The 20495-nt window shown below is 46.5% G+C and carries 16 protein-coding genes and 2 pseudogenes; 8 read left to right on the top strand and 10 right to left on the bottom strand.

Going from position 1 to position 20495, the window contains the following annotated elements:
- Positions 1-86: 86 nt before the first annotated feature.
- The 4 genes from ppsA to NC994_RS17290 all read right to left on the bottom strand — a co-directional run bounded on the left by ppsA (position 87) and on the right by NC994_RS17290 (position 5909).
- Positions 87-2531 (bottom strand): phosphoenolpyruvate synthase, encoded by a 2445-nt coding sequence (gene ppsA, locus NC994_RS17305; protein WP_190438761.1) that lies wholly within the window; start codon positions 2529-2531, stop codon positions 87-89.
- Positions 2532-3302: 771 nt separating this feature from the next.
- Positions 3303-4286 carry a DUF2382 domain-containing protein gene (locus NC994_RS17300; protein ID WP_190438759.1) on the bottom strand — a complete coding sequence of 328 codons (984 nt, stop codon included), beginning with the start codon at positions 4284-4286 and terminating at the stop codon, positions 3303-3305.
- A gap of 341 nt (positions 4287-4627) precedes the next feature.
- Complete coding sequence (locus NC994_RS17295; RefSeq protein ID WP_190412075.1) at positions 4628-4837, bottom strand: acetyltransferase; 210 nt, start codon at positions 4835-4837, stop codon at positions 4628-4630.
- Between the two features lie 148 nt (positions 4838-4985).
- Positions 4986-5909, bottom strand: coding sequence for a DUF2382 domain-containing protein (locus NC994_RS17290; RefSeq protein ID WP_190430210.1), 924 nt, complete (start codon positions 5907-5909; stop codon positions 4986-4988).
- A gap of 350 nt (positions 5910-6259) precedes the next feature.
- Here NC994_RS17290 and NC994_RS17285 point away from each other — a divergent pair, with 350 nt between their 5' ends.
- From NC994_RS17285 to NC994_RS17275, 3 genes and pseudogenes are all read left to right on the top strand, one after another.
- The gene (locus tag NC994_RS17285; RefSeq protein ID WP_190438757.1) at positions 6260-6913 is read left to right on the top strand and encodes a bifunctional 4-hydroxy-2-oxoglutarate aldolase/2-dehydro-3-deoxy-phosphogluconate aldolase; all 654 of its coding nucleotides are present in this window, start codon (positions 6260-6262) and stop codon (positions 6911-6913) included.
- 104 nt (positions 6914-7017) lie between these two features.
- The gene (locus tag NC994_RS17280) at positions 7018-7530 is read left to right on the top strand and encodes a L,D-transpeptidase (protein ID WP_190430208.1); all 513 of its coding nucleotides are present in this window, start codon (positions 7018-7020) and stop codon (positions 7528-7530) included.
- Between the two features lie 498 nt (positions 7531-8028).
- Positions 8029-8391 (top strand): annotated as a pseudogene (locus NC994_RS17275) (L,D-transpeptidase); the annotation flags it as partial.
- A gap of 192 nt (positions 8392-8583) precedes the next feature.
- Here the strand turns inward: NC994_RS17275 and NC994_RS17270 are convergent.
- A complete protein-coding gene (locus NC994_RS17270) occupies positions 8584-10179 on the bottom strand; it encodes an Hsp70 family protein (protein WP_190438755.1) in 1596 nt (531 codons plus the stop codon).
- A 343-nt stretch (positions 10180-10522) separates the two neighbouring features.
- On the opposite strand from NC994_RS17270, the gene NC994_RS17265 reads away from it, so the two are divergent.
- On the top strand, positions 10523-10750 hold the full coding sequence (locus NC994_RS17265) for a hypothetical protein (RefSeq protein WP_190412080.1): 228 nt from the start codon (positions 10523-10525) through the stop codon (positions 10748-10750).
- 166 nt (positions 10751-10916) lie between these two features.
- Positions 10917-11912 carry a hypothetical protein gene (locus NC994_RS17260; protein ID WP_190438753.1) on the top strand — a complete coding sequence of 332 codons (996 nt, stop codon included), beginning with the start codon at positions 10917-10919 and terminating at the stop codon, positions 11910-11912.
- 249 nt (positions 11913-12161) lie between these two features.
- Here the strand turns inward: NC994_RS17260 and glsA are convergent, their stop codons facing one another.
- The 3 genes from glsA to NC994_RS17245 form a co-directional block, all read right to left on the bottom strand.
- Positions 12162-13151: a glutaminase A gene (glsA, locus tag NC994_RS17255; RefSeq protein ID WP_190412082.1), complete on the bottom strand. Its 990-nt coding sequence runs from the start codon at positions 13149-13151 to the stop codon at positions 12162-12164.
- A 63-nt stretch (positions 13152-13214) separates the two neighbouring features.
- Positions 13215-14042, bottom strand: coding sequence for a PHP domain-containing protein (locus tag NC994_RS17250; protein ID WP_190438750.1), 828 nt, complete (start codon positions 14040-14042; stop codon positions 13215-13217).
- Between the two features lie 3 nt (positions 14043-14045).
- The gene (locus NC994_RS17245) at positions 14046-14882 is read right to left on the bottom strand and encodes a cobalt-precorrin-6A reductase (RefSeq protein WP_190438747.1); all 837 of its coding nucleotides are present in this window, start codon (positions 14880-14882) and stop codon (positions 14046-14048) included.
- Between the two features lie 708 nt (positions 14883-15590).
- On the opposite strand from NC994_RS17245, the gene NC994_RS17240 reads away from it, so the two are divergent.
- Both NC994_RS17240 and NC994_RS17235 read left to right on the top strand, forming a co-directional pair.
- Positions 15591-18128 carry a mannose-1-phosphate guanyltransferase gene (locus NC994_RS17240; RefSeq protein WP_190412085.1) on the top strand — a complete coding sequence of 846 codons (2538 nt, stop codon included), beginning with the start codon at positions 15591-15593 and terminating at the stop codon, positions 18126-18128.
- Positions 18129-18311: 183 nt separating this feature from the next.
- Positions 18312-18833: a single-stranded DNA-binding protein gene (locus NC994_RS17235; RefSeq protein WP_190438744.1), complete on the top strand. Its 522-nt coding sequence runs from the start codon at positions 18312-18314 to the stop codon at positions 18831-18833.
- A gap of 73 nt (positions 18834-18906) precedes the next feature.
- Here NC994_RS17235 and NC994_RS17230 read toward each other — a convergent pair whose 3' ends face one another.
- Positions 18907-19326, bottom strand: coding sequence for a hypothetical protein (locus tag NC994_RS17230; RefSeq protein WP_190438889.1), 420 nt, complete (start codon positions 19324-19326; stop codon positions 18907-18909).
- Between the two features lie 545 nt (positions 19327-19871).
- Here NC994_RS17230 and NC994_RS17225 point away from each other — a divergent pair.
- Entirely contained in the window at positions 19872-20030 is a 159-nt protein-coding gene (locus NC994_RS17225) for a hypothetical protein (RefSeq protein ID WP_339380631.1), read from the top strand.
- 33 nt (positions 20031-20063) lie between these two features.
- On the opposite strand, the pseudogene NC994_RS17220 reads toward NC994_RS17225, so the two are convergent.
- Positions 20064-20306: pseudogene (locus tag NC994_RS17220) on the bottom strand (zinc ribbon domain-containing protein); the annotation flags it as partial.
- Positions 20307-20495 lie beyond the last annotated feature (189 nt).

The raw sequence follows: 20495 nt of genomic DNA, 5'->3' as shown, positions 1-20495 counted from the left end.
CTTTATCACTGGATAGATGTATTATGACGCTCACCAATAAAGTAGGGTGGGCATTGCCCACCCTACTACATAAAGCCACTATTGTATTAGACTTTAATTCCCTCGGCTTCAGCCACCATTAGCAGCGTCTTCAGGACAGAATCAGGGTTAAGGCTAATTGAGTCAATACCTTGCTCAACTAAGAAACGGGCAAACTCAGGGTAATCACTCGGTGCTTGACCGCAGATGCCGATTTTGCGATTGTTTTTCTTAGCAGATGCGATCGCCATTTGGATCATCCGTTTTACAGCCTCATTACGCTCATCAAACAGATGGGCAACCAAAGCTGAATCCCGGTCTAACCCCAGAGTTAGCTGAGTCAGGTCATTTGACCCAATTGAGAAGCCATCAAACACTTCGCTAAACTCATCCGCCATAATTACATTGCTGGGCAACTCACACATTACATAAACCTGTAGCCCATTCTTACCTCGTTCTAGACCATGTTTAGCCATCTCAGCTAACACCTTGCGTCCCTCATCAGGAGTACGGCAGAAGGGAATCATCAGGATGACATTAGTCAATCCCATCTCATCCCGTACCTTCTTCATTGCCAAACATTCCAGAGCAAATGCCTCACGGTAGCGTTCATCGTAGTAACGAGATGCCCCCCGCCAGGCGATCATTGGATTTTCCTCTTTAGGTTCAAACTGTGGCCCACCTGGGAGATTAGCGTATTCTTTGCTCTTAAAGTCGCTCATCCGCTTGATTACCGGATTGGGATAAAATGCAGCGGCAATTTTTCCAATGCCTTGGGCTAACTTCTCGACAAAATATTGAGCTTTATCTTCATAAAGCGCTGTTAGCGTTGCCAACTGCATCTTGACTTCTTCATCCTGCAACTGGTCAAAGTGAATCAACGCCAAAGGATGCGCTTTGATATGGTTGGCAATGATAAATTCTGACCTGGCTAACCCAACTCCATCACAGGGAATCGCTGAGAGACTAAATGCTTCTTCAGGATTGCCTACATTCATCATAATTTTAGTGCGAGTGCGGGGTAGGTTCTCCAGCGGAATTTCTTGAACTTCGTAGGGTAATAATCCGGAATAAACCCGTCCTTCTTCTCCCTCAGAACAAGAAACCGTAATTTCTTGACCCGTTTTTAAAATATCTGTACCATTTCCGCAACCCACAATGGCTGGAATTCCCATTTCTCTGGCAATAATTGCCGCGTGACAGGTACGCCCCCCTTTATTCGTAATAATCGCGCTAGCTTTTTTCATGATTGGTTCCCAATCAGGGTCAGTTTTATCAGTGACTAAAACTTCCCCGGCTTGGAACAAATCAATTTTGTTCGCATCGAGAATTACCCTGGCTTTGCCCTGCCCGATTGCCTCTCCAACGCTACGCCCTGTTAGTAAAGGTACCGCCTGCTGCCCTCCTACCAGATGATAGCTACGCAGAACTGTTTTACTCTTTTGCGATTGCACTGTTTCTGGGCGAGCTTGGACGATGAAAAGCTCATTAGTAACGCCATCTTTTGCCCACTCAATATCCATCGGCATATCTTTGCCGTGGACATCGCTGTAATGATTTTCAATCAAGCAAGCCCACTCGGCGAGTTGCAAAATTTCGTCATCGTTAAGGGCGAATTTCCGTTGATCGCTTAAGGGCACTCGCTCATTCTTAGTGATTTTACAGCCCCCCTGATCGCACACTAATTTGAATTCTTTGCTGCCCAGTCGTTTGTCAATAATTGGGCGGAATCCATCTTTTAAGGTGGGCTTGAAAACCAGATATTCATCGGGGTTGACTGCCCCTTGAACTACATTTTCCCCTAACCCGTAAGCGGCTGTAATTAAGGCGGCATTTTTAAAGCCGGTTTCGGTATCAATCGAGAACATGACACCAGAGGAGGCTAAATCCGAACGCACCATTTTTTGCACGCCGACGGAAAGCGCAACATCAAAATGGTCGAAGTTCTTGATGTGGCGGTAAGAAATCGCACGGTCGGTAAATAGGGAGGCAAAGCATCGATGACAAGCTGCCAAAACTCCTGGAGCGGTTTGAACGTTTAGAAAGGTTTCTTGTTGACCGGCAAAACTAGCATCGGGCAAATCTTCAGCGGTGGCAGAGGAGCGAACAGCTACATCCATGTCAGAGCCATAAAGCTTGCACATCTGTTGGTAAGCTGCGGTAATTGCTGTCCGTAGTTCCTCAGGGAAAGGCGTATGCATTAACAATGCTCGTGCCTTTTTTCCGCGTTCCCGCAGGTTGTCGAGGTCTTCAACATCCAAGTCAGAAAAGAGCGATCGCAGCTTGTCTTCTAATCCCGCTGATTGAATGAAATAGCGGTAGGCATACGCCGTTGTGGCAAACCCGTTGGGAACATTGACTCCCTGGCGGGTTAACTGCTGAATCATTTCCCCTAAGGAAGCATTTTTTCCGCCTACCAAAGGGACATCGATAATTCCAACTTCATCGAACCAGAGAATTAGCGATCGCTCTTTGGATAAGTGCAATGACCTTTCTGCCGCTGCTGTAACCATAGCTTTTTCTCCTTTTGTAGCTTTAGTCTAGCGATGGCGAGGCTGAGAATGGGTAAATTAGATCACTTCTTCATTAATTTTGTAATTTCTTTGGGATCACTGCGAAATCAGCCGGTTTTGGTTATAATTTCCAGAGATTAAAGCTGCCAATTAGCAAAAATGTCCTCGATAATAGGTCGGAATAAAGCTTAAAGAATTCAGGATAAATACTGAGGGATCGAGGATAAAGGTAAACAGAGTTTATAACTTTCGCCTTTCCTGCTCAAACTTTTTTACCCTTTAATTAATTAATTCCGATTTCCAGCCAAGTCCTTGTAGGCTGAGAATTGTTCTCTTGATTCCTTAGCGAGGTACAAAGCAAAACGATAAAAGCCTCCCTATCTTCTTGCACGCACAACAAAATAGCAGACCAAATGGAAAAAATTCCCCCATCTCTGTGAAGTTCGGGGGCAAGGAAGGAGCTGTTGTAGAGCAATCAAAAAGGGTAGGCGCTCGCGTTTGCGATCGGAGATTGGGAATGTTACAAGCGAGCATGCCCTGTATTGCTGAGATACGCCCCCACGTTTCTAGCGTGGGGCTATATAAACGAAGTTTGCCGGGAGCAGACTAAGAATTTTAGCCTGCTCCCGGCAGATGTTGTCTTCGCAAGCCCCAACCTTTCAGGGTGTAGGCACATACATTGGGATGCTCCCAGTTACCAGTTCCCTATCACCCAAGTACCACGTTTCTAATCTTCAGAAACTGGTATCACACTTTAATATCCCAACCGGGTTACTTTCCATTTGACGATTGCTTGATTGAACAGCGATCGAACCATTCCTGGTAAGTTGCCTGATGTTCTGCATCTTCTAGAATGATTTCCACTCGGACTTTGGCACACCCATGTCCACGCTGATGCGCGATCGCATCTAAAATTCGACTTGCTGTTCTCGGTGAATCAAACTCACCTCTAACTGTTGGCTGAGTATCTAAACTTGTAGTTTTAGCGTCGATACTTGTAGATTTAGCGCCGATAGCTGCTTCAATCAGCTCAAGACCAGGAATTTCTCCTTGTCCTAAATCAATTTCTGCAAGCTGTTTGTGTTCGGGGCTGATTTGTTCAACAATTAGAATTTCGCGGCGGACTGGCACCTCTACCATGCGCGTTTCGATTTCTTTGCGAACGATAACTTCACCGACTTTATGTTTGTTGCTGTCAATGACTAATCGTTCTTCTAACAACCGGAAGATTTCTTCCTCGACAACTTCTGACTCTGTACTAAAAGTATTAGAAGCATCCTCTGGCATACTATTTCGCTCCAGTTCTTCTGGGTGATTATTTAAGTCATCTGGCGTTACCATGACAGAGGCAGTCGAGGCATCTGTTACTTCCCATTCAGCTTTTTTTGAGATTGGTGAAGTTTCTAAAGGCTCTACATCCGTTGTTTTTTCTAAGGGTACATATTCAGGCAAATACTGGGTTTCCGCTTTGCTAATGTCTACAAACAGAGTTTTTGTAGACGAGTCCACCTGCTGGATATGCTTGCTTCGGATGAGAAATAATGGGGCATTTTGATTTAGCCCTTCTTGAGATATCACTAAGTTTAGCTGACGGTCTGAATCGAGATTTACATCCTTCACCTTTCCTAACAGCAAATTTTCCCGATCTCTGACTGCAAAAGATTTAAGTTTACTTTGCAATTTATTTAGCAAGACATTAATTCTGACATCGTTTCGCCTTGCTCCTTGCCCTTGTGCTAGCATTTGATGGTTCATTTTAAAAACTTCCTAAACGATCTTGAAGCAAAATTCGATTTTTTATTCCATTTATGAACGGGTGTTTATATAGATAACAAGCAAGTCATCATCCCAGTTTGAAGTTTAGATTTTGGATTAGGCATGGGGAAAGGGGATCTTTACCAGGAGCATATTCGCTTTGTTAGTAACGAATTTTCGATTGCGTTGTGTGACTAATCGTTACCCAACCGACAAAAGACAATGGTAATACAATCCCATATCCGCCATTTCAAAATTTGCAGCCCTTTTCCTAAACTCAAAAGTTTCTAGCAAGACTTGACGAATAAACACCCGATAATGCTTAAGCGTTTTATTGAAAATTAGGTGGTTGTATAGTTGGCATCCATCCAACAGCGAGGTAGGCTTTCCCCAGAAGGAAAAATTAATTCTTTCTTCTCAAAAGAAGCTTTTTCCTGTTCCTCCTGCCCTGCTTGATCTCGCCCAGAAATTGCATCATTATTAGGGTTGAACAGCTCCTCAATATCGAGAACTTCTATCAAATCGCCGGTTTGTTTGTTTTTGAGAAACATGAAGACTTTCTAAATTAGGTTATCAAGTGCAAGTTAGTGGTAGGAAAACCTACCTCTAAAGGTGCAGGCAGAGCTAATAATTTGCCCTGCCTGCATGGTTTTTACTCGCTTAAATCATCGGTGACTTAATCGCTCGTTGGAGGGCTTCTTAAATCCGATCGGAAGGTAAGTTAGTAGGGCGGTTAATAGTAGCTTGCCCGTCCGTATTCACATCTAACTCTTCACGACGAATCGTTTCTTCTGCGTCCACTGTTTCGTGGTCTACAACTTTCTTAACTCTGACTTCCTCACGCACAAAAGCTTCTTTGTGAATATCAGGAGTTTCTTCGTAGATTTCCACACGGGCAACTTCACCTTCGCGGAAATCAGCTTCGCCAGGAGTTACGGCTGTTCCAGCATCTGCTGGAGTAACTCGCTCAATTACCACTCGCTCTTTTTCAACTGGCACTGACACTCGTGCAGTTTCGGTTTCAATGTGCTTACCAACCGTAACTTCCCCGGTTTTAACGCGAGTTTTGTTAGCAATCAACCGCTCTTGGTACAGTCTGAGAGTTTGATGATCCCGATCGTTCAGTCCGTACAAATTCGGCTCTTGCTGATAGTTATAGGTACTCCGATCGTAAGCGTCAATGTTAGGCGTAGCCGCTGCATAGGAGGTATCAACAACAGGTGCTGCATCAACGTTAGCAGAGGTAGCAGAGGCTCCAGTAGAGGGAGTGCGATAAACGCCTCTTACCCGTTCTTCATAGTCGTAATCAGTCCTGGTAGCTTCGTTGAACTCTGGTAAAGCTTCTGCTTGCTCTCTGGTCATGCCAATGGCATAAACCCGATCCGTGTTGTAATCGATTCGCGAACGACCAATTGGTAGTAAAACTTTTTTGCCAAAAATCCAAAAGCCTAGGTCAACAACTAAATAACGGAAATGACCTTCTTCATCAACTAGAACATCGCTAACGGTTCCAATTTTATCGTCGGTACTACTTTCTGAATAGACCCCCATTCCATGAAGGTCATCTCCTTCAAACGTCTCGCTGTAGTTTGGATCAAAGTCAGTGAGTTTTAAAAGAGGCATGATTTTGTTTCCTCAAAATTATTTCTATATTTGCGATTCTATTAATTTTATTAAGTGTTTCCATCTCCCTAGCGACTGAATTAACTCGCGTTAAGTAACTCCTGCAAAAATTAAATCAAAGGATTTCAATATTTAAACTTGAGTTATTGAAAATGTAACTTGGTGGTTGAGCTTGAGTTTTTTAGGCAGTAACTGATAGCTAGAAATATTAAGAAATATTAATTAAGAGCAAGTTAAGATAAACAAATGCGTATTCCTAAGGGCTGAAAAACAAGTAAGAATTAAATCAGAAATAGCTAATACTATCCAAGAAGTTCAAAAATTAATCTGCCTAACGGTAGAAAATGAGGATGTATAATCAGTCGTGGTTCAAGCAGGTGCAAAAGCACCGTGCGATCGCAGTCATTCGCGCACCGCAGATGGAGCTGGGTCGCCAAATGGCTCATGCGGTTGCGTCTGGGGGAATGCAGTTGATTGAAATTACTTGGAATAGCGACAACCCAGCAGAATTGATTGGTGATTTGCGATCGCAATTACCCACGTGTACGATTGGCACGGGCACTGTATTAAATCGGGAACAGCTTAAAGACGCGATCGCTGCCGGTGCCCAGTTCGTCTTTACTCCCCACGTTGACCCAATCTTAATTCAGATAGCAATGGATAGCGGCGTGCCGATGGTGCCGGGGGCGCTGTCTCCAACGGAAATTGTCACCGCGTGGCAAGCCGGTGCCAGTTGTGTCAAAGTCTTCCCCGTCCAAGCGGTAGGCGGTGCCAGCTACATCAAAAGTCTGCAAGGGCCATTAGGACATATTCCCTTAATTCCGACTGGGGGGGTCACGGTAGAAAATGCTAAAGCCTTTCTCGCGGCTGGAGCGATCGCGGTCGGACTTTCCGGCAGTTTATTTCCCCAAAACTGGGAAGCCAATGCCTCGTCCTCTGGATGGGAGGCGATCGCCAAACGCGCTCAAACTCTGATGCAATTAGTGAATGAATCCACCAGCTGAGTTACGATTGAGCTAATAAAAGACCGACATTAGTTGCTCCTAGCAGCTAATCAGAGCTTTTCGCTGAATTTTTCTAACCGATCCACCGAGTGAGATGATTTGCCATGAAAAGCATCATTTCTGCTAATTTGCTGCATCGCCCAGTTGCATTTTTTGCTGGGGCGGTGGTGGCGCTTACGGCTTTGGATGCTGCTTTCGCACCCGCGATCGCTCAAACAAAGCAGCCGATTGTGGCTGCAAAAATGCAGGAGTTGCAACAATCCGATCAACGCTGGATTCAGATTGACCTATCTAAGCAACGATTGGTTGCTTGGGAAGGTGGAAAACCCGTCTATGCAGTGGTTGTTTCTACCGGCAAACGTTCAACCCCCACTCGCACCGGCACGTTTGCGATTAAATCTAAGCATCGGTCTGCCAGGATGCGCGGGGCTGATTATGATGTTCCGAATGTTCCTTACACGATGTATTACCACGGTGGTTATGCCATCCACGGTGCTTATTGGCATCGCCGGTTTGGAACTCCCGTTAGCCACGGTTGCATCAATGTAGCCGTTAATCATTCTAAATGGCTATTTAACTGGGCTGCGGTGGGGACGCCCGTCGTTGTCCATAAGTAAGAAGGAAAGTAAATAAAAATAAATAGTTTTTTTGGCTCTAGAACCCTCTTTTATGGAAAAATCTGGAATAGATTCCCAAAATCTATCTAAAGATGGTTTTAGCTAACTATCAGATAGGGAAACCTAACCTTAGCTACTTTCCTAGACCCGAAAGTGAGGTGTGTCATTAAAAGCCAAATTTGCTTTGCTTGGTTACGTCGTTCTGGAACCTTCTGGGCAAGTATTGCCCTGATCTTTGCGACTTTGTTTTCTTGGTCAACGCCCGCTCTGTCAGCATCAAAGTCAGTCAGGGCAAGGGAGACAGCCGAACAGCCATCGACGAGAAGATCAGTGCGATCGCGCAGAGCCATGCGGAAGCGCATCCGAGTTCGGAGAACAGCCGCCAGCAACAGGGTTCGCCGAGGCAGAAGAATTGCCAGCAACAAGGCTCGCGTTCGTAGAAGAGTCGCCAGCAACAGGGTTCGTCGTACAAGAGTCGCCAGTAACAGTCTTCGCGCTCGGCGATCGCAGCGACGCTGGATTGAGGTAAACCTTTCAAAGCAACGGTTAATCGCCTGGGAAGGGGGAAGACGGGTTTATTCTGTCCGCATCTCCAGTGGTAAGCGCTCCACTCCCACTCGCGTCGGGACTTTCAGGATTCAATCAAAGCATCGCACGGCTCGGATGCGAGGAAGAGACTACAACGTTCCTAATGTACCCTACACGATGTACTACTCTGGCGGCTATGCCATTCATGGAGCTTACTGGCATAACCGCTTTGGCACGCCAGTTAGCCACGGCTGCGTCAATGTGCCAGTCGCTCAAGCTCGCAAGTTGTACAGCTTCGCCTCACATGGCACAAAGGTGGTTGTCCGTCGGTAAGGGGTAACGGGTAATATCAAATGCGTCATCAAAGAACCCCCGCCCCCTATCCCCAGAGGGGACCCCGAGTCCCCCAACCCCTCCCCGCAAGCAGGGAGGGGAGCCGGAGCCGGAGTGGGAGCGGGAGCAAAAGGCGATCGCTCTCTAGGTGGTGGGTTTCTTCTTAATTGCGGGTAATTAACCGGATCAAACCTAGCTCAGCTCAACGACCGGCTGATTGTCCAATAAAGTTTGATTGGTCAGCAGGTCTTCAACGGTGATTCGCAGGAAGCGATCGCGATCGACGCGAAACAGAAGTTTAATGCGATCGCTTCCTGGATACCCTGGTGGTGTCAAATTGGCAATGGTACGGGCACCCTGACGGTCGTTGAGGGGTTGTACCGATGTCTGGTCGCTGCCTAGCCGACGAGTGATTAAGCGATCGCCATCGAAATACACTTCGGTTCCACCTGTTTCAGCACCTAACTCTCCGACAATTAATTCGATGCTGGGTTGGTTTTCCACCGAAGCACCTAGAACTAATTCCACAGGTTGGCTCATCGGGTAAGCTTGGCCTGAATTAATCAGTTGATGCCAGTTATGGCGGTTATTCCGGCGATCCCAGTAGCGGATGCCATAGCTGTGGTAGAGAAAATCTTGCAGTTCGACGCCTTGACTCAGTTGCAGGGCACCTTGCGCGATCGCTTCAAACGGGCGATCGCAACGAATTTTGCTGGAGTCAAAGTATTGCTGCACCCACGTCTGTACGGCGGGGATTTGTACAGTCCCGCCTACTAATAAGACAGCATCAATATCTGACACTTCGATGCCTTGCCGACGCGCTTGCTGCAATACTTGAGTCATCGACTCGTCTAAGCGAGCAAAAAATTGATGTTCTGTGAGGATGGCTTCAAAGCGATCGCGATTGAGTTCTAGTTCGTAACTCTCAAAAGTTTCATCATTAAAATAAACCTCGTTCGCCTCGGTTTGCACAGATAACTGAATCTTTAACCGTTCTGCCAGTCGTGTCGTCAAAGGCGTCGGCTTCAATCCCTGAGTTTTGGCAAAATAATCAACAACCCAGTTGTCCAGATCCGAACCGCCTAAATTTTGTCCAGCTTTCGCTAATACCCTTGCAGTTTTTGCCTTCTGTCCGGACTTTTCAGCTAACTGTTTTTTTCCCCATTTGAGAATAAAACCCAGTGGCTTCTGAGTTTCTGTCATATCCAGCCGCACCAGGGAAAGATCCAGCGTCCCGCCGCCAAAATCTACCACCAGCACCACGCCCCCATCTTTCATTCCATAGCCCAAAGCGGCGGCTGTCGGTTCATCCAACATCCGCACTTGTTCCACCGGAAGAGTTTGGCATACCTGCCCCAGCCACTTGCGGTAAGCTTCAAAGCTGTCTACTGGCACCGTTAATACCAGAGACTGTCCTACATCTGGGGTAACGGTATGGAGTTTCTCAATCAGCTCGTTGAGGAACCATTGTCCGACTTGCTCAAAAGTAACGAACTGCCCATCTAATTCTGGGAGGAATCCTTGAATATCAGCCCCAATTCCTCGTTTAAAGCTACGGAAAAAGCGGGCATCGCTAGTGAGGTCGAGACCGCGATCGCGTACAGCTTGCCCCACCACCACCGTCGAGAGTGCCGCATCCTCAACATAGAGCAAACTGGGAATCAGGGGGGGATTGTGCCCAGCGATGACCGATAACCCAGGTAGGCTCATGGTTTCTGGTTGCTGGAGGGCTGGGTTCCAGCGAGCGATAACCGTATTGCTAGTTCCAAAATCAATTGCGATCGCCATTCAGCTTCACACCGACAAACCGGCATCACGTCCTCAAGGATTTTATCAACGAATCTCCCTGTTTCCCTTCAAACTCAGTTTTCCTGCTTTTTTTGTCTGACTTAAAGGCTACTAAACCTCTATGCTGTCGAGGTTATAGCTTTTTTAGTAGTTTAACATACATTTTCTTGCCTTTTGTCGATTTCTCTGGTATTTTAACAACTCCCTCTTTGGACGCATGGCAAGTAAAAGAAACATTTTTTAACATAGAAGTGTCAAGGGGAATGTCAGGAGTTATCAAAAGTCCTCAAGCCCTTTAATCGCTAGATGACCATTCAGTATTTTTAGAAAAAGGGCTGAAAAGATGAATAACCAGCAACCAACAGAAGCTGCTAATTTCTTAGCAAACTTCAAAATTGGTCTATGGTTCTTCGGTATTTCCTTCTGGCTATTTGGGATTACCGATAGAAGTATTGCTTCATTATCAGATGGATATCTTTCTGTCATTGACATCGCGCAACTAGGCACGGCGACGTTTTTCTTTGTAAGTTGGTTGCTTTTAAAGCCAACCTCAAGGCAAAAGCAGGTTTAAGACAGGTGGCATTCGGAGGGTTTTTCCAGAGGGTATCGAGTGCCATTGGCACTTGATGAAGTAGACGATCCCAAATGCGATCGCTTCTATACAAGCTTCCAAGCACCCTTAGGAGTGCTAAAGCCAAGCATAAATCAATAGAAAAATCTCAATCTTTTGAATTATTATGTCTAGCAATATTCTTCAAAACACTGATTTTAAACTCATAAACAATAATCAATACCTAGAGATTTCTCTATTTATCACCAACTTCAAGAATGGAATTTGGGTATTTGGAATTCCCTCTTGGCTATTCGGACTCACCGATAGAACGGTTGCTTCCTTTGCTGATGGCTATTTATCAGTAATAGAAGTTATCCACTTATTTACAGCTTCTTTTTTCTTCCTAAGTTGGCTGTACTTAAGACCCGATCAAAACTTAACGGGCGATAGTTTAGGCACAATCCAAAACTACCAAGGCGATGCAAATCCTTACCAAGATGAAGGATATTTATCTACAGTTCAAGCTAGAATGCTTGAATTGCAAGAGCAGCATCAGCATATGATAGGGCAGGAATATATTCTACCTTTTCCCTACGTATGCCAAATCTATCATTTATTAAATTTAAAACATCTGGAAAGTATTCACAACTTTAGCCTGAATAACTTAAGGGTTATTAATGTGAGTCATTTCCAGCCTACAGCCATCGGTGGAATGGTGAAATTCCAAACTGTTTTAGATTCTCCAATTAATCCTTTAAGAATTTGGAGACAACCAATCGTTGAAGTGGACTTAACATTGCATAGTCCCTATACGGTTGAACTCAGCATTCCCGTTTACAATGGCAAAAGGATCGTTGTAATTTTCAATGCCATTCCGCTCAGCGACACCGAACATAAGTTCCTCGTAGACATTTACAGTGACTTAGAGTGGCCCAGACCTTTATTGCAATTTATCTTGCATTTTGCCTCTTGTTTGACACTCTTTGAAGATTTGCCCTACCTACAGAAACTAGCTGAAAGAAATATACAGCGTTTGGTTAGCTTAAATAGGGTTTCAAATCATGAAACAATGTGGCTCTTTCAAAGATTTGTAGACCTCTACGGTTCGAGTATAGAATCCTCGGAAACCAAAGCAATTAAAGCGATTAATGCGTCGCAAGAAGCTACCCTTTTAAGCTAAGACAGCGGAATCTAAGGGGTGCTGGGTTTCGTTTCAAGGGTTCAGGCTACGGAATTTCGGCTAAAGATAGGTGCTATTCAGGTTCAGTTGAATGGCACTGATTTCAGTCTTAAACTAAGGCTCTAAACTAAAGTTTGGGCTGAAAGCTCGTAACCCGTCAAAACGGGTTCAACGCTCACTCAGTCAGTTTAATTTAGCTTGACATTGCTTCTGGCTGTGGAATTTATCTCCAGGCTCATGGCGGCGGTTCTATTCAGATTCAGTTTCTTGCTTGTTGCACAAAGTATCCAGCAAACGGGATCTATCTGTCTGCAAGTCAAATAAATGTAACCCAAACTTCTCTGATAGTTCCTCAGACACCTTTATTCCCCTGACGCTGCTGCCGTGCGAGTCTAGCGGGGGTGAAAAAATTGCAATGCCCATTTGCTGTGGCACAACCACAATCAGTCCGCCCGATACTCCACTTTTAGCGGGAAGACCCACTTTATACGCCCACTCTCCGGCAAAGTCATACATCCCGCAAGTGTACATGACTGTCAAAATATCTCTGATATAACGGGAATCAACCGCACGCTCCTGGGTGATCGGGTTCATGCCGTTGTTCGCAAGAGTCGCTGCCATCACTGCCAAATCGCGGCAATTCACCATCAAAGAACACTGCTGAAAGTACAAATCCAGTGCCTCGTCAATTTTCGCGTCGATCATGCCAAAATTGAGCATCAGATGCGCCATTGCTCGGTTGCGATGCCCGGTCGTTCGCTCTGACATGAACACGGACATATCAATAAATAGGTTGTGTCCAACGTAACGCTGAAACATATCCAGCATCCGGTTTAAGCGCTCAGTTGGTCCCACTCCTTTAATTAAACTAGTGGTAGCGATCGCTCCCGCATTTACCATTGGGTTATAGGGTCGCTTTGAGGATTCATCCAGCTTAATAATGGAGTTAAAAGCATCGCCAGTGGGTTCCACTCCCACCCTTTTTACAACGTAATCGCGCCCATGATCTTCCAGCGCCATTCCGTATACAAATGCCTTGGAAATCGACTGAAGGGTGAACAACTGTTCCCAATCGCCGATTTCATAAACTTGACCATCCACGGTGACAATGCATATCCCAAACCAATCCGGGTTTGCCTTGGCGAGTTCCGGGATATAGTTTGCCAATACACCTTCATGAATTGACTTGTACTTGGTGTGCAAGTCGTTGAGAAAGTCTTGCAGGATGGCACTTGCCATTGGTAATTGGTAATAAGGAATGAGTAATTGCTAATTGTTTCGGGTGACACTAGCGATTAGAAATTAACGTAAACTTGCCGCCGCCTGTTTGATGGGTTCAAGCAAATCTAAAGGTACCTGAAGCATATTCAGCATACTGCGATCTGGAGTTTTGGGATCGGGACTGGGGCCATGATAATCGCTGCCGCCTGTCATCAGTAAGCCATATTCAGCACACAACTTTTTGAGAGTTTGGATTTCTTTGGCGCTGTGGTTGGGATGATAAACCTCAACGCCCATTAACCCAGCAGCAACCAATTCTTTCAGCACTTCCTTCACATCACCGCCTCGGAACAGGTAGGGATGCGCCCAGACAGGGACGGCACCACAAGAACGTAACATGGCAATCCCTTCAACAATCGAGAATTTCTCGTAATGCACATAAGCTGGTTTATCATCCCCCAGCAGGCGATCGAAAGCTTCCCGCGATGACTGAAAATAACCTGCTTTTACGAGGGCAGTCGCAATATGAGGACGCCCTGGTGCCATGCCTTCGCCTAATTCAGGTAACTGAATCGGGTAGCCTAATTCTGCCAATTTAGCGACCATTTGTTGCGATCGCCGTTTCCGTCCTTCTAGGCGATCGCCCAAAGGTTCCCGCAGCTTCTGTTCATCCGGGTAAAAGCCCAAAATATGTAAGGAACAATTGTTGTGAACGGTGCTGAGTTCCAATCCGGGGACAATTTCCAGGTTATGCAGTTTGGCAGCAGCAAACGCCTCATCCCAGCCATTCATCGTATCGTGATCGGTGATAGCAAGGGCGCGAACTCCGGCACTCATCGCCGCGTTAACGAGTTCGCTGGGTGTGAGGGTGCCGTCTGAGTAAGTGGTGTGGCAGTGTAGTTCTAGCATTCTTTAATTGTCGCTTGATTCACGCTCGCTAAGATTGTGGCGGACTAAACTCAATCGAAAGATGTCTTGGCAAAACTCTAGCGCTGTTTTCAAGTCGCTGGTTTGCTGAGGATACGCAACTTCTGGACGAGCGATCGCAACTAAAGGAATGCCTAACTCTGCGGAAACTCTGCGCTTGATCTCCTCTCCCCCAGCAGTTCCCGATGCTTTCGTAACCACCAGGGAAATGTCCCACAGACGCCAAAGTGCCGTTTCCAATTCAGTAGAGATAGGAGGGCGAATCGCAATCAGTTTATCGGGTGCAAACCCTGATTGTAAAGCTGCTTCCAGCGCTGTTACGGAAGGAAGAATTCGGGCAAATAAAGTAGACTTTTCTTGCCAAGGACGGAACCGGGACAAGCTGCGATAACCAATTGTCAGTAGCACCCGTTGCCCTTGTAGGTAGTCTCCAGATAAAAGCGTGTCGAAACTATCTAGCTCTATTACCCACTGCTTCTGTAAGCTTGCATCAATAACCGGACGCTCGTAGCGGAGATAGGGAATTTGTTGCTTTTGTGCAGTTGCGATCGCTATCTTGGAAATCTCCGCCGCATAGGGATGAGACGCATCCAAAATCGCCACAATTCCCTGCTCTTTTAAAAACCAATCCAACTGCGCTGCATCCAGATAGCCCACCCAAATTTGCAAGGAGGGTATTGATGGATACAGCGTTCTAGCGGCTTCTGTAGTGACAGTAACAATGCAGGGTAGATGAAAACGAGCGATCGCTTTTGCTAACTCAGCACTCTCCTGAGTGCCCCCAATTAGCCACAGGCGTTGCTCAAAGGATGAAGAATTCATTGTTTCTGATTCATTCCTCACCCTTTATCCTTCTTCTATCCCTTGAGTGCTTTTCTAAAGTTCTGACGATAGGATTTATTGCCAATTATCAAAGCAGGCCATAAGAGAGCCAGAACAAGCCGACCTTGGCTGAAATTCGTTCGGCGGAACCCTTTCCAGAATCTCCATCCGCCGTATCCATAAGCCCCAAGAAATAATAAGCCTAATAACGTACCCATTCAAACAATCCTCATTAACCCATTAAAACTGACTGCATTTTTGTCGCCACCAGCAACTGTTAATCTTTCCAACACTGTTTGAGACATCCACCTTGGGCAGTTCCAGAAGATTAGAACATTCTGCTTCATCTCTCAAGTGTAAGCTAGACTACGCAATTGATTCCGGCTACACGGCAAAGTAGCATTGATTCAGTTCTAACCTATCCGAGGTTGAGTTGTAGCTGCACCCTCAAGATGTAACAAAAGCAATTTTCTGGAGCGAGGAGCCAGCAGATACCAGCAATCAACGAGATAATTAGGGAGTCGCCGCTAAATTTAACATCTGCTTTAAAATGAAAGCCTCAAAGGATTTGCCCAGAGTCAAGGCTGCACTCTAATCTTATGAGGGATACCTTAAATTTCAAGGGTATAGGAGACTAAAAGACAAGACTTAGGTCAACTTAAATCATCAAGGTCACGCCCGTACCATAACAAAGAATCAGGAGGACTTATGCGAGCAGTGCTGATGGCTGGCGGTTCGGGAACGCGGCTGAGACCGCTGACGTGCGATCTTCCCAAACCGATGGTGCCGATTCTGAATCGACCGATTGCAGAACACATTATCAATCTGCTCAAGCGGCATCAGATTACAGAGGTTATTGCCACTCTGCACTATCTCCCTGATGTCATGCGAGACTACTTCCAGGACGGCAGCGACTTTGGAGTGCAGATCACCTATGCGATTGAAGAAGACCAGCCTTTAGGTACGGCTGGTTGCGTCAAGAACATTGCTGAGTTACTAGATGAAACCTTTTTAGTCATTAGCGGCGACAGCATTACTGATTTTGATTTAACCCAAGCAATTGAATTTCACAAAAAACAGAAGTCAAAAGCAACCCTGATTTTAACCCAAGTTCCTAACCCGATTGAATTTGGCGTAGTAATTACAGATGAAAAACAGAGAATTCGTCGGTTTTTAGAAAAGCCTTCTTCTAGCGAAATTTTCTCCGATACTGTCAACACCGGCACCTACATTCTGGAACCAGAAGTCCTGCAATACCTCCCCAGCAATCAAGAATCTGACTTCTCGAAAGACTTATTCCCATTGCTATTGGAACAAGACGAGCCGATGTACGGCTACGTTGCCCAAGGATATTGGTGCGATGTAGGTCATTTAGATGCTTACCGAGAGTCTCAATATGATGGCTTACATCAAAAAGTTAAATTAGACTTTGCTTACGAGCAAGTGTCTCCCGGACTTTGGATAGGTCAGAACACTCATATCGACCCATCAGCCAAAATTGAAGCGCCTGCACTGATCGGGAATAACTGCCGGATTGGGGCACGAGTGCATATCGAACCAGGAACCTCAATTGGTGACAATGTGACGATTGGAGCTGACGCAAACTTGAAGCGTCCAATTGTCTGGAATGGAGCGATTATTGGCGAGGAAGCGCATCTGCGGGCTTGCGTAATTGGTCGTGGTACTAGAGTCGATAGGCGATCGCACGTTTTGGAAGGAGCCGTCGTGGGTTCGCTCTCTACCGTTGGGGAAGAAGCGCAAGTTTCGCCCCAGGTGCGTGTTTGGCCTAGCAAACAAATTGAATCGGGCGCGACATTAAACATTAACTTGATTTGGGGTCACACGGCTCATCGCAATTTGTTTGGGCAACGCGGTGTGAGTGGGTTAGCGAATATCGACATCACTCCAGAATTTGCTGTCAAACTGGGTGCAGCTTACGGTTCCACATTAAAGCCCGGTTCCCAGATCACCATCTCCCGCGACCAACGGAATATTTCCCGCATGGTCAGTCGCGCTTTGATTGCGGGTTTGATGTCGGTGGGTATCCACGTCCAAAACCTGGAAGCAACTGCAATCCCAATTTCCCGCACGGTTATTCCCACATACTCGGTGGCGGGGGGTATCCATGTGCGGGTGCATCCAGATCGACCCGACCACATTTTGATCGAATTTTTCGATCGTAAGGGCATCAATATCTCGAAATCCCAAGAGAAAAAAATTGAGGGAGCTTATTTTAAGGAAGACTTGCGGCGAGTCCAGATTCAAGAAACTGGAAATGTCGCCTACCCCAGCCAGGTGCTAGATGTTTACAGCACGGCGTTTGAGAACCATCTAAATACGGGGGCAATTCGTAATTCAGGCTCGAAGGTAGTCATTGACTACGTTTATGCAGTTTCAGGAGCCATCCTGCCGCAACTGTTGGCAAAATTTGGCTGCGATGCTGTGGTACTGAATGCTAGCTTGAATCAAACCGGACTGGCTGCGGCAGAACGAGAAGCGTTGCTCAATCAGCTGGGTCATGTGGTAGAAGCGCTAAAAGCAAATTTTGGCGTCCAGGTATCAGCCAACGGAGAACAGTTAATTTTGGTGGATGAATCGGGTACGCCGATTCGCGGTGAAATGTTGACGGCGCTGATGGTTAACATGATTCTGACCGCTCATCCCAGAGGAACGGTGGTGGTGCCGGTGCATAGCAGCAGTGCGGTAGAACAGATTGCCCGTCGCCACGATGCTAAGGTGATTCGCACGAAGGCAAATCCCACGGCGTTGATGGAAGCGTCTCAAGCGAATCCGAATGTAGTACTGGGTGGCAGTGGGGAAATGGGCTTTATTTTTCCACAGCTGCATCCAGGGTTTGATGCCATGTTCTGCATTGCCAAGATGATGGAGATGCTGACGATGCAAGAGCGAAATCTGGCGGCGATCCGCGCCGATCTCCCCCGGGTTTACCACAAGAGTTACACGGTGCGCTGCCCCTGGACGGCAAAAGGAGCCTTGATGCGCCATTTAGTAGAAACCCACCCAGCCGAACATCTGGAATTAGTGGATGGAGTGAAGATTTGCAACTACCAGGATGATAGCTGGGTGCTAGTGTTGCCGGATGCGGGTGAGCCGCTGGTACATATCTTCGCCAATAGTAATGACCGGGATTGGGTTGATGAAACCTTACGGGAGTATCGCGGTCGGGTTCAATCGTTTGTTGACCAAGAGGAAGGTGTGGAGGAAGTTAAATTGCAATTGGTGTAGGGTGTTAGGTAATCGGTAATCGGTGAAGAGCGATCGCTCCTTCATCCTTGGTTATTCGCTGATGACGAATGACGAATTGCGAATAACCAATTACCCGTTACCATACCCACTTTTGGGTCTTCTTTGGTACATTTGTTCTATTATGAATGAGGCCGCTCGGTTCAGCGCGAGGATCTTGGAGTTATGAACAGCTGCATTTTAATGGCGGAGATTATCAGGGAACCGCAACTTCGTTACACGCCGGATACCCAAACGGCGGTTACGGAGATGATGGTACAGTTTCCTGGACTGCGGGCGGAAGACCCCCCGGCAACGGTGAAGGTCGTCGGCTGGGGCAATTTAGCGCAAGAAATTCAGGGAAGTTTCAAGAAGGGCGATCGCGTCATCCTTGAAGGTCGCCTGACGATGAACACCATTGACCGGCAAGAAGGTTTTAAAGAAAAACGCGCCGAGTTGACGGTTTCCCGGATTCACAAAGTGGCAATCGATACAGATTTTGACACTTCGGTAGCCGAATCGGCTCCTCCCAGCAATGTCGTTCCAATGGGGTCGCGTCGTCCTAGCTCCGCACCCGCTGATGACAGCGATGGGGGAATGTCTGGAGACTTCCCAACAGAGGAAACACCGCCCAGTCGCGTTCCCACACGAACGGGCAGCCGTTCTACCCCACCGCCTCAAGGAGATATCGACGACATCCCCTTTTAGCCGTCATGGGTCATGAGTCATTAGTCTTTGGCAACATATTCATGGCTAAGGGCTAATCACTCGTAACTAATCGCTATTTGTGAAGATAATCGCCCAAAAAATCGAAGGGATCTTCGTCATCCCAACAAGGTTCAGGCCACAACCAGATGAGGTTGTGGTTAATATCTGCTTCGATTTCCTCACTGTCATCTCGTTCAAATAGCACTGCCAGTGCTGTCACGTCTCGCTCTCGCAAAGGCATGAGCGATGCGCCTTGAGTGCCTAAGTCATAGCTTTTCTTGGTTGAAAGGCCGTAGGATATCAGAGCGTTTTCCCCAGCCACATAGCGCGCGGAAGGCTCGCTCTCAAGCTTTGACCTACAGAGGGCGAGTTCTAGGGGGAAGGTGGTGCTGTCGTTGCTAGATGAAGGGATAAGCATGGGTGCATACCGTAACAGCGTGGCAGCAGCTATATAAGCGAAGCGATCGCGCAAAAACCTAGAGCAGTTTTTCAATTCTGCGTAGATTCTGCGTAGAAGTGCTTCGCCTTCGCCTTTCCCGGCGGCAGAACGTTTTGCTTTCCAGCCTTGTTTCGCTTGCCGTTCCGGTTGCCAGCGATCTTTCTGGTCCGTCGCAGTAAATGCACAACCCCTTACACCACAAAAGAGCGTAAGACCCCTTAATCAAGATAATTACTTTCTGGGTAGGAAGTTGTATTCTAACTTTCTGCTCTGCAACTGTCTATCTATCAATTTATGTAGGCACAAATTATCTAGGCACAAAGTAGTGCCACTTCTACAAGGCAAACTAAGCTTTACAAAAATTTACAACTAAGCCCTAATTATGAGGCGAACTCTGAGGAAGTGAAGTAATTTTGTTTAAGTAGCTCTGTTCACTCCTCCTCAAAAAATAGCCTGTGTTTCAACTTTTATACGTTCTGGTCCATGCAATCCAGCCAGTTTTAGTACCTCTATGCTTTTTGTGTGCGTGGATGTTGCTCCTTTTGATTGGCTGGAGTTTATTTAGTACGATCTCCGCGAGTTTTACCAAAGCGAAGCAAATGCACAGCGTACCCTGTACCAATTGCCGATATTTTACCGGCGATTACCGGCTCAAGTGTACCGTGCAACCCAGTATTGCCCAGACTGAAGAGGCGATTAACTGCTCTGACTATCGTCCAATTCCGGGTTTTTCGTTCCATTCTCAAGACACAATTTGACACTGCTCGGCGTAAACGCGCGAGATTCTTTCTTCAACCAGTCGATTTGCTCGTTGATGTCACCACCCGCGAGTAGAGATCGGTCTGTCCGAAAGCGTTAATTCCGGCGGGGCACGCCGTATTTAAATCAATACCTGTTTGCCTTAAAGCTTTAGCCAAAATGTTTAGTGCGGCGTTGTGGTTGCGGTCTAATACAGTTCCACAGCCACATACATGAGTCCTGACTGATAGCGACTTCTTAACTTTCTCACCGCAGTTAGAACAATCTTGGGATGTAAGTAGCTGGGACTAATTAAATATAAGATGGCATAAAGCCCCTAAACGAAGTTTTCCATTATTTATGCCTGCTCCTATTCGGATTATCTTAAGCGAAGCAGAGGACTCAATGTTAAGCGAGTTGCGAGTTGCTCAAACCGTGCCGCAACGGACGCGCGACCGCGCCCACATGATCCGCTTAAATGCACA

It is taken from the genome of Trichocoleus sp. AS-A1 (genome assembly GCF_039962015.1).
Lineage (GTDB): Bacteria > Cyanobacteriota > Cyanobacteriia > Cyanobacteriales > FACHB-T130 > FACHB-T130.
This window is presented reverse-complemented; position numbering and strand designations above follow the sequence as displayed.